The sequence below is a fragment of the Mesorhizobium sp. LMG 17147 genome (assembly GCF_024297145.1).
Classification (GTDB): Bacteria; Pseudomonadota; Alphaproteobacteria; order Rhizobiales; family Rhizobiaceae; genus Mesorhizobium.
This window is the reverse complement of record NZ_JANCTC010000002.1, coordinates 670,843-685,933: the sequence shown is the minus strand read 5'-3', so window position 1 is coordinate 685,933 and position 15,091 is coordinate 670,843. Positions and strand designations below refer to the sequence as shown.

Sequence of the window (15,091 nt, the reverse complement as noted above, 5' to 3'; positions counted from 1 at the left end):
CCACAGTCAGCGCCATCATCAAACCTGATAAGTGATCTTGCCGCCGCAGATGGTGCTGACCGGATGCAGCTTGTGCAGGGAAGCCGGTTCAGTTGCCTCGATATCGGCCGACAGCACCACCAGATCGGCCAGATAGCCTGGTTTCAGCCGGCCCTTACGGTGCTCCATGAATTCGGCATAGGCGCCTTCGACCGTGTAGCCGGCAAGCGCCTCGATCAGCGAGAAGCTCTGGTCGGGGTCGCCTTCTGCCCACGGTTTGCGCAGCATCGCCGCCTGAATGCCCAGGATCGGGTCGACCCGCGACACCGGCCAGTCGGAAGCGAAAACGACATGCGCGCCCGCCTGCTTCAGCGTCCGCCAGGCATAGCTGAGCGGCCATCTTTCGCGGCCGATGCGCGAAAGCGTCGGTTCCAGCGGGAAGTCCATTGCGCCGGGCGGGTGCGGCGGCTGCATCGAGGCGATGACGCCAAGTTCGGCGAAGCGTGGCACGTCGGCGCCGGTGATGACCTCGATGTGCTCGACGCGGTGCCGGCTGTCGCGCCTGCCGTTCTTCCGCCGCGCCGCCTCGTAACCGTCGAGGACCGCGCGCACCGCGCCGTCGCCTATCGAATGCACGGCGATCTGCAGGCCGCGTCGGTCGGCCTCCAGCGCCACCTCGGCGAAATGCTCCGGCGTGAACAGCGGCTCACCGCGCCAGCCCGGCCGGTCGGCATAGTCATCGACCATGACCGCGGTCCAGCCTTCCAGCACGCCGTCGTAAAACATCTTGACCATGCCGGACGACAGCCATTCCGATCGGTAGGCGGAGGCCATCCTCGACGCTTTTTCCAGCCTGTCGAGCGTCATGAAGTTCTTGAAATGAAAAGGTATCTTGGTGCGACAGAGCAGCCGCCCTTCCTGCTCCAAACCGGCAAGCAGCTCGAGCTGGTAGAGGTTGCCGTCCATGTTCTGGATCGAGGTGATGCCGTGGCGGGCGCACCATTCCAGCCCGCGACGCATCAGGTCGCGATCGGCCGCGACTTCGGCGGCGGAAGGATAAGGGTCGGGCTCGCCGCCTGTCGCAAGGCCGAGCCGCACGCGGTTCTGCCCGGAAAGCTCGAGGATCGGCCCGAACGCCTCGCCCTCGCGCAATTCGCCGGCCGCAAGGCCGTCGGCGCCCATGACGATCTCGTTGCCGGGCCCGAGTTGCCTGCCGTGCAGGATGCCGGCCAGCTCCAGCGCCTTGGTATTGGCCCACATCGTGTGGTGATCGGAAGCCGACATCGCGAACGGCCGATCGGGGATGATGCGGTCGAGATGGTGGCGGGTGACCGGCTCTTCCCTGGAAAGGATGGTGTAGTCGACGCCGGCCCCAAGCAGCAGCTTGGCGTACGGTCGTGCCGCCGCGTAGGCGCGGATCGCTTCGCTCAGCGCATCGAAGCCATGCACGCCCTGAAGGTGCAGATTGTCGAGTTCGGCCGCGCCGCCGAAAAGATGCATATGCGCTTCGATGAAGCCCGGCACCACCGACCCGCCTTGCGCATCGATGACCTTCGTGGCCGGCCCTTTCAGCGCCTCGACCGTCCGGCGATCGCCGACCGCCAGGATGTTGCCGTCCTTTATCGCCACCGCCTCGGCCGTCGGATTGCCTTCGTCCATGGTCAGCACACGGGCATTGGTGACGATCAGGTCGGCATTTGAACTCATGATTACCCGCGGTTCGGTTGCGCTGCCGGCAGGCTAGACGACCGGCTGCCGGGCCAGCAAGCCATGGCTGGTTGGCCCAGCGCCTTGTGAAGGGCCATGCGGGACGGTTAGGGTCGCCGAGTCTCACCACGGAACAATTTCATGAAGACTGTTTTTTCGCCTCTCCATGCCGGCCATTCCGGCAATGTCGAATTGATCGCTGGCGCCATTGTGCCCGCATTTGAAAAGCCTTCGCGCGCCGAGTTCATCAGGGCGCGGGTGGAGAGCGAAAAACTCGGTCCGATCCTGCCGCCGGAAATCCACGACCTCGCCGCCGCCAGGAAGGTGCATGCCAGCGACTACATCGATTTCCTGCCGACCGTGTGGCCGCTCTGGGAAGCATCGGGCCGCAGCGGTTCGGCCATTCCCTTCACCTGGCCGACGCGCGGCCTGCGCGGCGACGTGCGCCCGAAAGGCATCGATGCGCTGCTCGGCTTCTACTCTTTCGACGGCGGCGCGACGTTCGTCAAAGGCACATGGGACGCGATCAAGTCGTCCTATGACGTCGCGCTGACCGCCGCCGCGTTGGTCAAGGCCGGTGAGCCTTCCGCCTTCGCGCTCTGCCGCCCGCCGGGGCACCATGCCGGCGCAGCCTTCATGGGCGGCTACTGTTTCATCAACAACGCCGCCGTCGCAGCGCAGTGGTTTCGCGACCATGGCGCCGCGCGCGTGTCGATCCTCGACGTCGATTATCACCACGGCAACGGCACCCAGGAGATCTTCTACCGCCGCGGTGACGTTCAGGTGCTGAACCTGCATGGCGATCCGATGACCGAATATCCCTTCTTCCTCGGCCATGCCGACGAGCGCGGCGAGGGCGACGGCGAAGGCTTCAACGACAATTATCCGATGCCCTTCGGCACCGGCTGGGAGGTGTGGAACGCCTCACTCGAGGACGCCTGCACGAGGCTTTCGGCTTATGCTCCTGACGTCGTCGTGGTTTCGCTCGGCGTCGACACCTTCGAGAAGGACCCGATCAGCCAGTTCAAGCTGAAAACGGGCGACTATCCCAGGATCGGCCGCCGCATCGCCAGGCTCGGCCTGCCGACGCTGTTCGTCATGGAAGGCGGCTACGCCGTCGAGGAGATCGGCATCAACGCCGTCGGCGTGCTGACCGGCTTCGAGGACCGCTAGAGGCGCTGCCGGTGCCCGCAACTCATATGGCGCACTCGGCGCGGCGAGCGCCACGGCGGGCCGGCGCTATCGTGTTGTTGGACCATGATGTTTTTCCAGAATGCGTTCGCCCTTTGCGAAATGATGTTCTATTTTTTGAATCCATGGCTTTGAGGGGCCGAATTCATCGGAAGAACAAACGCATTTGAGCCCGGGAAAGCATTTATGAGGGACGACACACCGGAAAGCGAAAGCGCCTCGGCGCTGGCGCCGTTCCGGCACGGCATCTTCCGGGCGGTGTGGTCCGCCAGCCTCGTCTCCAATTTCGGCGGCCTCATCCAGGGCGTCGGCGCCGCCTGGATGATGACGACGATCGCCACCTCGTCCTACCAGGTGGCATTGGTCCAGGCCTCGACCACCTTGCCGATCATGCTGTTTGCGCTGCTGGCCGGCGCTATCGCCGACAGCTTCAACCGGCGCAAAATCATGCTGATCGCGCAGATCTTCATGCTCGTCGTCTCGGCTCTTCTGACCGTCTTCACCTATCTCGACCTGATGACGCCGTGGACGCTGCTCGCCTTCACCTTCCTGATCGACAGCGGCACCGCGCTCAACAGCCCGTCCTGGCAGGCCTCGGTCGGCGACATGGTGCCTCGCACCAAGGTGCCGGCGGCGATCGCGCTCAACTCGATGGGCTTCAACCTGACGCGCAGCGTCGGCCCGGCGATCGGTGGTATCATCGTTGCCGCGGCAGGTGCCGCCGCAGCCTTCGCCGTCAACACGCTGAGCTATGTCGGCCTCATCGTCGTGCTGGCCCGCTGGAAGCCGGAACTGCCGGCATCGACCTTGCCGCGCGAGACGCTGGGCGCGGCAATGGGCGCCGGCCTGCGCTACGTCGCCATGTCGCCTAACATCGGCAAGGTGCTGGTCAGGAGCTCCGCTTTCGGCTTCAGCGCCGGCGCGGTCCTGGCATTGCTGCCGCTGGTCGCGCGTGACGTCGTCAAGGGTGATGCCCTGAGCTACGGCATCATGCTCGGCGCCTTCGGCATCGGCGCCGTCGGCGGCGCGCTGATCAGCGTCAGGCTGCGGCAGCTGCTGTCCAGCGAAACCATGGTGCGCACGGCATTCGCCGGTTTCGCCGTCTGCGCCTTCAACGCCGCCGTCAGCAATCATGCCTGGCAGACGTCGCTCGGCCTGCTGGTCGGCGGCGCCTGCTGGGTGACGGCGCTGTCGCACTTCAACGTCACCGTACAGATGTCGACGCCACGCTGGGTGGTCGGCCGCGTGCTTTCGGTCTACCAGACCGCGACCTTCGGCGGCATCGCGCTCGGCAGCTGGGTCTGGGGCGTCGTCGCCGACGCGCATGGCGCCGAAGTCGCCCTGATGGCGGCCAGCGTCGCCATGCTGGCGGGAGGTGCCATCGGCCTGCTGCTGCCGCTGCCGCAGCAGGCGGTGCTCAACCTCGATCCGCTCAATCGCTTCCAGGAGCCGCATCTGGCGCTTGATCTCAAGCCGCGCAGCGGTCCAATCGCCATCATGATCGAATATGTCATCCGCAACGAGGACGTGCCGGAATTCCTCGCCACCATGGCCGAGCGCGGCCGCATCCGCCGCCGTGACGGCGCCCGCAACTGGACATTGGCGCGCGATCTCGAAAATCCGTCGATATGGATCGAGCACTACCACACGCCGACCTGGGTCGAATATATCCGCCACAATCGGCGCGCCACCTACGCGGACGCCGTCATCGGCGAGCGTATAAGGGCGCTGCACAGCGGCGACGAGCCGCCGCGCGTCCGCCGCATGATCGAGCGCCCGACGACCGCCGGCACGGCGCTGGTCATGCCGAAGGGGCCGATCGAGCATTAGTGGCTGGCGGTGCGTCCAGTTGGACGAGCAAAATGAAATTGCGGCGCCTGGCCCAATCCGCGAATGCACGAACAGGATGGCCATTGTCGAGAGACGGTTATATCAGTTGATGTGACTATGATCAGCAAGGGGAGACGATGCGTTACATACGTCCGCTTTCAATTGAAGACGCCGCCGGCCTGTTGGCCGACTCAGCCGGCACGGCCGCCATCCTCGCCGGAGGCAGTGACCTCTTGGTGAGAATGAAGGGCGGCTTTATCGAACCCGACCTGATCGTCGACATCAAGGCGATCGACGGGCTTGGCGAGATCAGGGAAACAGCCGAGGGCTTCAGCATCGGCGCGGCGGTCCCCTGCGCCGTGCTGGGCGAGAACACGGCCCTGCAGAAGGCATGGCCCGGCGTCGTCGAAGCGGCCAAGCTGATCGGCTCGAAGCAGGTGCAGGGACGCTGCACCATCGTCGGCAATCTGTGCAACGCCTCGCCGGCCGCCGACAGCGTGCCGGCGCTGGTGGCCGCAGGCGCCAAGGCGGTGGTCGTCGGCCCGAGAACCAGGCGCACGATTGCCGTGGAAGCGGTGCCGACTGGGCCGGGCAAGACGTCGCTGGCCAAGGGCGAGATCATCGAGGCAATCCTGCTCGACAAACGTTTGCCGCGTTCGGGCGATGCCTATCTGCGTTTCATTCCGCGCACCGAGATGGACATCGCGGTGGTGAGCGCCGGCGTGAACCTGACGCTCGACGAGCAAGGTCGCGTCAAATCCGCCCGCCTGGCGCTGGGCGCCGTGGCGCCGACGGTCGTTCTGGTCGAGGAGGCCGCCGAGGTTCTCATCGGCTCCAAGCTGGACGAAGCCACGCTGGAAAGGCTCGCCAAGGTCTGCTCGGGCGCCTGCCGTCCGATTGACGACAAGCGAGGCACTATCGAATTCAGACGGAAAGTTGCGGGTGTGCTGGCCAGACGGGCCGCCACGACCGCCTATGCACGTGCAGGAGGCAAGTGATGGCCGGTGTAGCAGTATCAACGACAATCAACGGCGACAATGTCGAGTTCCTTTGCCAGCCGGACGAGACGCTGCTTGATGTCCTGCGCGATCGCCTGGGACTGACGGGCGCCAAGGAAGGCTGCGGCACCGGCGACTGCGGGGCCTGCAGCATCATCCTCGACGATCGGCTGGTGTGCTCGTGTCTGGTGCTCGGCGCTGAGGCCGAGGGCCGGCACCTCGAGACCATCGAGGGCATGGCGCATGGCGACAGGCTGCATCCGCTGCAGCAGAAATTCCTGGAGCACGCCGCACTTCAATGCGGCGTCTGCACGCCGGGCTTCCTCATGGCGGCCAAGGACCTTTTGGCCAAGAACCCCGATCCGACCGAGGAGGAGATCCGCTTCGGCCTCGCCGGGAACCTCTGCCGCTGCACCGGCTATGACAAGATCGTGCGTGCCGTCCAGGACGCCGCCAGCGTAATGAAACAAGCGTGATGAAGGGAGCATGACGATGAATTTCGATCCGCGTTACTCCGGACGCAATTTCACCTCTGTCGGCACGCGTCCCATTCGTCCCGACGGCGTCGACAAGGTGACGGGCCGCGCACGCTACGGCGCCGACTTCAACATGGCCGGGCAACTGGTCGGGCGCGTTCTCAGAAGCCCCCATGCGCATGCCACGATCAGGAAGATCGACACGTCGAAGGCGGAGAAGCTCGCCGGCGTCAAGGCGGTGATCACCGCGGCCGACCTGCCCGACCTGACCGACGGCGATGCCGCCATGTACGACATCCTCGACAACTGCATGGCGCGCAAGAAAGCGCTCTATGACGGCCATGCCGTGGCCGCGGTCGCTGCGGTCGATGCCCGCACGGCGAAGCAGGCACTGAAGCTGATCGAGGTCGACTACGAGGTGCTGCCGCATGTCACCGACGTCGACGAGGCGATGAAGCACTCCGCACCCCTGATCAACGACGCCATCTTCACCGAGGGCCTCGAGGAAAAGCCCGTCAAGCCTTCAAACGTCACCAAGCGCACCCAGTACGGCCATGGCGACATCCATGAAGGCTTTGGCCAGGCCGATTTCGTCGTCGAACGCTCCTTCAAGACCGAGCAGACGCACCAGGGTTATATCGAGCCGCATGCCTGCGTGGCCAATGTCAGCTCCGACGGCACCGCCGACCTCTGGGTCTGTACGCAGGGCCATTTTGTCTACCGCCAGCACTGTGCCCAGCTGCTTGGCATGGAAGCCTCGAAGCTGCGCGTCACCTCGTCGGAGATCGGCGGCGGTTTCGGTGGCAAGACCCATGTCTGGGCCGAGCCGGTGGCGCTGGCGCTGTCACGCAAGGCCGGGCGGCCGGTCAAGCTGGTCATGACGCGCGACGAGGTGTTCCGCGCCTCCGGCCCGACCAGCGCCACCTCGATCGATGTTCGGATCGGCGCCCGCAAGGACGGCACGATCACGGCGGCCGAGGCGACGCTGCGCTATTCCTGCGGCCCCTATGCCGGCATGTGGGCCGAGATCGGCGCCATGACCGCCTTTGCCTGCTACAAGCTCGAGAACGTCAAGACGGTCGGCTACGAAGTGCTGGTCAACCGGCCCAAGACCGCGGCCTATCGCGCGCCGTCGGCGCCGATGGCGGCGTTTGCGGTGGAAAGCGCGGTCGACGAGCTGGCCAAGGAGATCGGCATGGACCCGGTCGAGTTCCGGATCAGGAACGCGGCGCAGGAAGGCACCAGATCGTCCTACGGCCCGGTATATGGGCCGATCGGCATCGGGCCGACGCTGGAGGCGGCGAAGAACCATCCGCACATGAAGGCGCCGCTCGGCAAGAATCAGGGTCGCGGCATGGCCTGCGGCTTCTGGTTCAACTTCGGTGGCCAGACCTGCACCGACCTCAACATCGGCATGGATGGCTCGGTCTCGCTTGCTGTCGGCACGGTCGATGTGGGTGGTTCCCGCGCGTCGCTGTCGCTGGTGGCGGCGGAGGAGCTTGGTATCCCCTATGAGCAGATCAAGACGGTGGTCGCCGATACCTCCAGCCTCGGCTACAACGATATGACGGACGGCAGCCGCGGCACCTTCTCGTCTTCGATGGCGACGATCTCCGCCGCTCGCAACGCCATCAAGATCCTGCGAGAACGCGCCGCGCAGATGTGGGACATACCCGTCGACGACGTGGTCTGGGAAGAGGGTCACGCTATTGCCAAGGGCGCGACGCACGGCAACCTCTCGCCGCTGTCGCTGAAGGAGATCGCGGCCGCTTCCGGAAAGACAGGCGGACCCATCGCAGGCCATAGCGAGCTCGTCGCCGACGGCGCCGGCGTCTCCTTCGCCACCCATATCTGCGATATCGAGGTGGATCCCGAGACAGGCTCGACCAGGGTGCTGCGCTACACCGTCGTTCAGGACGCCGGCAAGGCGGTGCATCCGACCTATGTGGAGGGGCAGTACCAGGGCGGTGCCGCGCAAGGCATCGGCTGGGCGCTCAACGAGGAGTATATCTACGGCAAGGACGGGCGGCTGCAGAACCCCGGCTTCCTCGACTACCGCATCCCGGTATGCTCGGACTTGCCGATGATCGACACGCAGATCCTCGAAATCCCCAATCCTAACCATCCTTACGGGGTGCGCGGCGTCGGCGAGACCTCGATCGTGCCGCCGCTGGCGGCGATCGCCAATGCGGTGTCGAACGCCGCGGGCGTGCGCATGACGCATATCCCGATGTCGCCGCCGCGCATCCTGGCGGCGATCGAGGCGGAACGGGGAGGCTGATGGTCGAAGTAACGCTCTGGGGGTCGCTCGGCGCGATCGCCGGAGGCAAGAGCAAGGTCGAGATCGAGGCCAAGGATATTCGGGAGCTGTTCAGGAAACTGGCTGAACAGTATCCCGGCCTCGAGCCATACATCGATCGCGGCATCGCCGTCGCCATCGACGGGACGATCTATCGGGATACGTGGTCGAAGGAACTGCCGGAAGGGGCGGAGATTTTTTTGTTGCCGCGGTTGGCTGGGGGGTGAGTGAGGTCGTCGGCATTGCCTAGCATCAAGGTCTCAAACGTCGTTGATGGGGCCGACGGCGGAAGAGCGGCTTTTGGCAAATCGGCCGTGAATAGCGGAAATTGGATAAGGCGTCCCGGACACAAGGCGAGCTAACGGCGGCGCGCGCGTCATGTCCATCTCGCATGGCTACCTCAGCAGACTGCCTGTGTGTTGCGTGCTTCTCGGTGCGTCTTCGACGACGCCAAGCTGTCGCCCCCAATCAAAAACTACGCTTCTCTTGCGCGTACAACCAAACTTGCTGATCGCCAAAGCGCAGATCATGATACCCGAAACGTATAGGGTGGAGACTCGACTTTGCGATTCTTGGCTGACGGACCGTCAATCCCCGATGATCTCCTTTTAGCCCGAGATCAGGGCCGAGTGATCTTCTTCTGCGGAGCAGGAGTGTCGAGAGCGCGAGCGAATCTCCCGGATTTTTTTGGCTTGGCCCGCAGAGTAGTTTCCAAGCTTGGAGTTGATCAAAACAGCCCGGCTTACAAGCTTATCCAAGAAGCTGAGGAAATTGACCGGCGTGTTGGCATTTCAGGCGCCATATCCGCCGACCGCGTTTTCGGTCTTCTGGAAAGAGATTTCGCATCACGTGACATTGAAGAAGCTGTAGCCGCTGCACTGAAGCCGCCTTCACAATGCGATCTGACTGCACACAGGATTTTGCTCGACTTAGCGACCACGCCGGAAGGCGCGGTACAACTGGTTACGACGAACTTCGATAGGCTGTTCGATGACTGCGGGCGCGAACTTCAAGCATGGCAACCGCCAAGATTGCCAGACCCTCTGCGCCCAAATGATATCAATGGAATAGTATACCTGCATGGCCGAGCTACGCCGAATTATACCGGCGCTGAGGGCGACGGCTTTGTTCTCTCAAGTTCCGAATTTGGCCGAGCATACCTGTCGGACGGATGGGCAACAACATTCATTCGGGAAATACTTGGCCAGTATGTAGTCGTATTCGTTGGATATACGGCTGACGATCCGCCTGTTCAATATCTCCTTGAAGCTCTGCGTAGGGCGTCGGGGAAGCTTGAAAACGCTTATGCTTTTCAATCTGGCGACCACAACGACGCTGCTGCACGATGGCGACACAAGGGTGTGGAAGCCATCCCATATAGTGCGGATAATGTGCATGTTGCGCTATGGCAATCTCTTGAGGCCTGGGCCGAGCGTGCGCGCGATCCTGATGCTTGGTGTGCAAAGGTCATTGACGCATCCAAGAAGGGGCCGGCAGCAATTCAGCCGCATGAGCGGGGTCAAGTGGCACATGTCGTTTCCACCTATGAAGGCGTGAAGAAGTTCTGCGTCGGGGAAGTTCTTCCATCTGCTGAATGGCTTTGTGTGTTCGACAAATATCGCCGATTTGCGAAGCCGGGAAATTCAGGTTCGTTTGGTCGCAAAGGACCCTACGTTGACCCGTTCGATCTATACGGCCTCGATTCGGACACCACGCCGACCAAACCAGACCCTGAAGATCATTATGCCAAGCGCGAGGCGCCATCCGATGCGTGGGATGCTTTCGAGCTTAATCGCCTTGATCGATTACCGATCCGAGATGAAAACCTTGCTGCGCTTCGGGGACACTGGGCAAACCACTCCCCGCGTCTTGTCCCGCGAATAGGTCAGCTGGGAGTATGGCTCGCAAAGGTCTGCGACCAGCCGGCCGCTGTGTGGTGGGCTGCTCATCAGCTGTCACTTCACCAGAGCATTCAAGAACACATCTCATGGGAGCTAGAGAGAAGCAATCGATCCATCCATCAGGGCATTCGTAACGCTTGGCGATCGCTGTTTGAAGCTTGGAACTACATCGAAGACTTCCACAGAGATTGGTATGCATTGCAAGCTGTCATTAAGGCAGGCGGGTGGAGTAATGCTGTCGTTCGGCGGTTCGGGGAGGTGCTTCGCCCTCGCTTTTCTGCGGAGCCGGATTTCTGGGGTGGCCCAAAGCCGCCTGAAGCGGAGGCCGATAAGGTGAATGGCAGTCGCTTGCTGCGAATGGACGTCAAATATCCTGAAACGCACGGAGCAGTTACGGTACCGGACGAGTGGTGTGCCGCTGTCGTTAAGGTCCTACGACAGAATCTTGAGCTGGCTCTTGCACTTGAGCACGAAATAGGAGGTTACGGCCTCAGCAATATAAGCCCGATAGTTAAAGACAGCATCGAAGGCGTCGACTATCATCGAACGCACGGCCTTTCTGCTGCGGTTATCCGACTTACGGAGCTTTTTTCGCAACTGCTCAACACCAATGAATCAGCCGCCAAGCACGAATTTTTGTCATGGCCTACGGACGATGACACCATCTTCGCGCGACTACGGATATGGGCGTCAGGGAAACGAAGCATAGTCTCGGATAATGATTTCGGACAAATCATAGCGTCTTTGAGCGATGCCGTATTCTGGAATAGCTATCACCAGCGGGACCTTTTGCTCGTTATTGCGGGGCGATGGAAGAAGCTCAGCGGTACGTCACGCAAATTAATCGAACAAAAGCTGGTGAAGGGCCCGAAGCGATGGCGGCGCGAGAAGGTTGCCGCCTTCGAAAGCAGGCGAGCTCGGTCGATTCTGAACCGCATTCAGTGGCTTCAAAAATCGGGATGCAAGCTTTCTGCCGGCACCCGTGGGCAAGCGAAGCTGCTCCGCGCTGCTCTGCCCGACTGGAAAGAGGATTATGGCGCGAAGGCTGCTGATTCGTTGGAAAGTCGGGCAGGACGGGTTCGGACTAACACCAGTCATGAGGAACTGGCGGAAACGCCCCTTTCACTAGTGCTGCTGCAAGCCAAGGAACGTAGCGGTCGATCAGACGATTTTCTCGTCGAGAATGATCCTTTTGCCGGTCTCGCCGCTCAACGCCCTGAACGCGCTTTTGCTGCTCTGACCTATGCAGCTAAACGAGGTGATTTCCCAGAATGGGCATGGCGACGGTTCCTCAATTCAGAGGCACGGAAGAATGACAAGGCAAGATTAGCCTGGTTGATCGCCGAACGACTAGCTCGTTATCCAAATGAGCAGCTTGCAACGATCCTCCGCCCTGCGGCCGATTGGCTTCAAGATGCCAGTGCGAAACTGAGCATAGAATGCCTTCCTGTTTTCGACCGCATTTTGAGGAAGCTGGTCGGCGTGCTCGGTGAATCGCCGAACGAGGGACGTTCGAGTATCGTGCGCGGTTCCAAGGAACCAGACTGGACTATGGAAGCGATCAATTCTCCTACGGGTAAGATCGCGGAGGCGCTTCTTAACGACCCCCGCAAGGACAATCTGAATCGAAACCAAGGCTTTCCTTCCGAATGGCTTGCTCACGCTGAGGCCCTGTTGGCGCTTCCAAACGACTTGCGCAGACATGCGATTGTGATCTTGTTTCACAACCTCAACTGGTTTTTCGCTGTCGATCCGAAATGGGCAGAGCAACACTTGTTGCCTGCGCTTCATGGTAACGACACGGATGACCGCGATGCAGCATGGTCGGGCTTCTTGTGGGGGGCGATAACTCCAAATCGAGAACTCTATATGCGCCTCAAGAACGACATGCTGGAGTTCGCCGCAAATCCTCTCCCGTCGCGCCGTTCATATGTTGAAATCATCGCAGGTATGATCCTAGCCGGGTGGGGAACTGTCGACGATGACACCGGTGAGCGTTGTATTTCCAATGACGAGATGCGGAGCTTGCTCTTAACGGTCGATGATGAATTTCGATCACGGGTTCTGTGGCAGGCTCAACGATGGTCTGACGAGAAGAACGAAGACACACACGAGCGATGGGAAGGACAGCTTTCTGAACTGCTTCAGATTTGGCCGCGCCAGTTGTCAGCAAGATCGTCCAACACGTCAGCTCGCCTTTGCGAGTTAGCTTTCTCCAGCGGCGAGCAATTTCCCGCCATAGCTGCACTTGTTCTGCCGCTGCTTAGCAGGATCGAGCGTGACCATTTGATGCTGCCAGAGCTTCGGCGATCCGGAGACAGCATAGTGGACCGGTACCCGGAACAAGGCCTGGCGCTTCTTCATGCGGTTCTGCCGGACAACGCGTTGGCATGGCCCTATGGGATCGACGGGATATTGCAGCGCATTGGGGAAGCGGACACCACGTTAAATGCCGATGACAGGCTAATATCCCTTAAGCGCCGCTGGGACGCTAGGTGATGACCTACGAACAGTCCTTCTTGATAGAACCGAATTGTCGTTCGCTTCTAGGCGAACATATAGCCAGACCACGTTCAGTCTGAATGGACGGTCTGGCGTCCCCTATGACAATTGTGTGAGCGGATGACCGCTTTCGGGACGACGAGTGTGCAACCTGAACGACCGGAATTGGGCGCAAAGCGGCCGGTCATGCCAGCCTGAACTGCACTGCAGGCACACGCGATTTCCGACGCCGAACCTCACATGCCGAAGGGCTACCCCGCCCCCCTACGCCCCAGCGTCGGCTGCGTATTCACCTCCAGCGCCTCTTCCGCCTCATCGTCCTCGCCGAGAACCTCGCCGTTCACCCCGCCGGCCGGCCCGATCCAGATCGGGTCGACCAGACGGTCGCGCTTAGGGTTGGTGGTGTTGGCGTGGATGAGGACGTTCAGCCCGCCGTGCCTGTTCCAGTCAATCACAGCTTTTCACCGCCTTCAGCGCTTCGGCGCGGGACGGTTTGTCCGCGATCCGTCGAACGGAAGCGTAGAACCTTGGATAATCGCCGGAACACAGGTCGAACAAGCGGAGAAACGCCGGAACCTGTTCGCTATACACAGAAGTCGCAGCAAGCTTTGCGTTGTTGATCGGCTGTTCAAACCAGGCGTCGTAGCCCCGGTATCCGGCCCAGCGCCTGTCGCGCATGTGCCGGTAGCGCGTCCGCAGCGTGTCGATCGCCGCTGCCTTGGCGGCCGCCATCTGCTGCGGCGTACGGGGACTTCCATAGACCTGGGCCAGCTCGTCGCGCGTTTTCGAAACCAGTTTGAGAAAATCGGCGCTGCGCTTGCGAGCGGCTTCGTAGCGGCGCAATCCGGCCCGATCGCCGGCGGCGCGGAGCCATTTCCTTGTGCCGGTGGTTTCGACGGCAACCGCGAAAGCCTCGTTGAACGCGGAATCGCCCTCCACATAGAGGCGCTGATGGGCCAGTTCATGGAAGACAAGGCTTGCGAGATAGGTGTCGTCCTGACCAAGCATGGTGCTGAGCAGCGGGTCGCTGGACCAGCCCAGCGTGGAATAGGCGGTGATGCCTGTGACGTAGACGTCCAGCCCCTGTCTCTGAAGCGCGACAGCGCTGTCCGTCGCGGATTTCCGGGAGAAGTAACCCCGGTACGGAACGCAGCCGAAAACCGGAAAGCACCATGTTTTCGGCGCGAGCGAGAATTGCGGCGCGGCAAAAACGGCCCAGGTCACAGCGTCCCGGTGGATGTCGACGTAGCTGCGGTAGCTGCTGTTATCAGGCAGAGCCAGTTCATCTGTCGCGAATTGTCTTATGGCGCTCGCCGACGTCAGCTTGCTGCGCAATGCCCTGGGCGTCGAAGGATCACGGATCAGTCTTCCAATATTCTTGCGCGCCGCCATGATCCGTACATGACCCTCCAGCGACTGCGCGTAGTAGGAAATGCTTGTGCAGCCGGCCACTCCGAACGCCATGGTCAGCGCGGCCAGTATTCGAAGAACGCGCCTCACAGTTTGCCCACCGCTTGCTTGTCTGCCCATAGTGCAAATGTCTCGCTCCCCTCTCAAACAGGCATACCAATTTTCGTCAATATCTGCGGGGGCAGCGGATCGGACCTTCGACTTCGGCGGCATTGGCAAATGCGGTCAATCGCCCCTACACGTCCACCGTCGGCTGCGTATTCACCTCCAGCGCCTCCTCCGCCTCATCCTCCTCGCCAAGCACCTCGCCCTTCACTCCCAACGGCCGCCCTATCCAGATCGGGTCGACCAGATGGTCGCGCTTGGGGTTGGTGGTGTTGGGGTGGATGAGGATGCTCAGGCCGCCGTGGTTCAGCATCAGCCATGGAACCAGCGTAGCGAAAATTCCGGTGGCAAACGAGACCTGGTACATGGCCTGCTGATGCGGGCCGACCGGCTCGTCGCGCCAATTGCCCAGGCGCACGCGGAAACGCTCGCCGATGCGCAGGCGCAGCCATTCGGCATGCTGCCGCTCGGCCTGCCCGTCATAGTAGATATGCGCGTGATAGCTGACAATTTCCGAAAGCGGCCTTGGACTGACGGCGTCTTCGTTCACCTTGATGCTCTCCTTCGATGATTACCGGCAGACCCGAAGCATGGAAGGTCGACCTTGTCGAGGCTGCGTTGATGCCGCCTCTTGCAGGGGGAAACCGGGACAACCGTCTCACCACCATTGATGACCAAGACTTGGCCTGTCAC

General features: G+C 61.8%; 11 protein-coding genes. 7 read left to right on the top strand and 4 right to left on the bottom strand.

The annotated features are described in order from the left end of the window. Positions 1-18: 18 nt before the first annotated feature. Entirely contained in the window at positions 19-1,686 is a 1,668-nt protein-coding gene (locus tag NMG46_RS07185; protein ID WP_254816994.1) for an amidohydrolase, read from the bottom strand. Positions 1,687-1,827: 141 nt separating this feature from the next. Between NMG46_RS07185 and NMG46_RS07180 the strand changes: the two genes are divergently transcribed. The 7 genes from NMG46_RS07180 to NMG46_RS07150 all read left to right on the top strand — a co-directional run bounded on the left by NMG46_RS07180 (position 1,828) and on the right by NMG46_RS07150 (position 12,880). Beyond that, positions 1,828-2,859 (top strand): histone deacetylase family protein, encoded by a 1,032-nt coding sequence (locus tag NMG46_RS07180; protein WP_254816993.1) that lies wholly within the window; start codon positions 1,828-1,830, stop codon positions 2,857-2,859. Between the two features lie 204 nt (positions 2,860-3,063). Next, entirely contained in the window at positions 3,064-4,707 is a 1,644-nt protein-coding gene (locus NMG46_RS07175) for an MFS transporter (RefSeq protein WP_254816992.1), read from the top strand. A 137-nt stretch (positions 4,708-4,844) separates the two neighbouring features. After that, a complete protein-coding gene (locus NMG46_RS07170) occupies positions 4,845-5,705 on the top strand; it encodes a xanthine dehydrogenase family protein subunit M (protein ID WP_254816991.1) in 861 nt (286 codons plus the stop codon). Beyond that, positions 5,705-6,181: a (2Fe-2S)-binding protein gene (locus tag NMG46_RS07165; protein WP_254816990.1), complete on the top strand. Its 477-nt coding sequence runs from the start codon at positions 5,705-5,707 to the stop codon at positions 6,179-6,181. The genes NMG46_RS07170 and NMG46_RS07165 overlap by 1 nt, the downstream gene beginning before the upstream one ends. A 16-nt stretch (positions 6,182-6,197) precedes the next feature. Then, the gene (locus tag NMG46_RS07160) at positions 6,198-8,462 is read left to right on the top strand and encodes a xanthine dehydrogenase family protein molybdopterin-binding subunit (RefSeq protein ID WP_254817077.1); all 2,265 of its coding nucleotides are present in this window, start codon (positions 6,198-6,200) and stop codon (positions 8,460-8,462) included. Beyond that, positions 8,462-8,707 (top strand): MoaD/ThiS family protein, encoded by a 246-nt coding sequence (locus NMG46_RS07155; RefSeq protein ID WP_023675441.1) that lies wholly within the window; start codon positions 8,462-8,464, stop codon positions 8,705-8,707. Before NMG46_RS07160 ends, NMG46_RS07155 begins: the two co-directional genes overlap by 1 nt. Positions 8,708-9,172: 465 nt before the next feature. Next, positions 9,173-12,880: an SIR2 family protein gene (locus tag NMG46_RS07150; protein ID WP_254816989.1), complete on the top strand. Its 3,708-nt coding sequence runs from the start codon at positions 9,173-9,175 to the stop codon at positions 12,878-12,880. Between the two features lie 254 nt (positions 12,881-13,134). Here NMG46_RS07150 and NMG46_RS07145 read toward each other — a convergent pair whose 3' ends face one another. From NMG46_RS07145 to NMG46_RS07135, 3 genes are all read right to left on the bottom strand, one after another. Continuing rightward, on the bottom strand, positions 13,135-13,338 hold the full coding sequence (locus tag NMG46_RS07145; protein WP_254816988.1) for a hypothetical protein: 204 nt from the start codon (positions 13,336-13,338) through the stop codon (positions 13,135-13,137). Then, entirely contained in the window at positions 13,331-14,413 is a 1,083-nt protein-coding gene (locus NMG46_RS07140; RefSeq protein ID WP_254816987.1) for an aminopeptidase, read from the bottom strand. Before NMG46_RS07140 ends, NMG46_RS07145 begins: the two co-directional genes overlap by 8 nt. Before the next feature lie 115 nt (positions 14,414-14,528). Then, positions 14,529-14,948 carry a DOPA 4,5-dioxygenase family protein gene (locus tag NMG46_RS07135; RefSeq protein ID WP_254816986.1) on the bottom strand — a complete coding sequence of 140 codons (420 nt, stop codon included), beginning with the start codon at positions 14,946-14,948 and terminating at the stop codon, positions 14,529-14,531. Between the last annotated feature and the right edge of the window lie 143 nt (positions 14,949-15,091).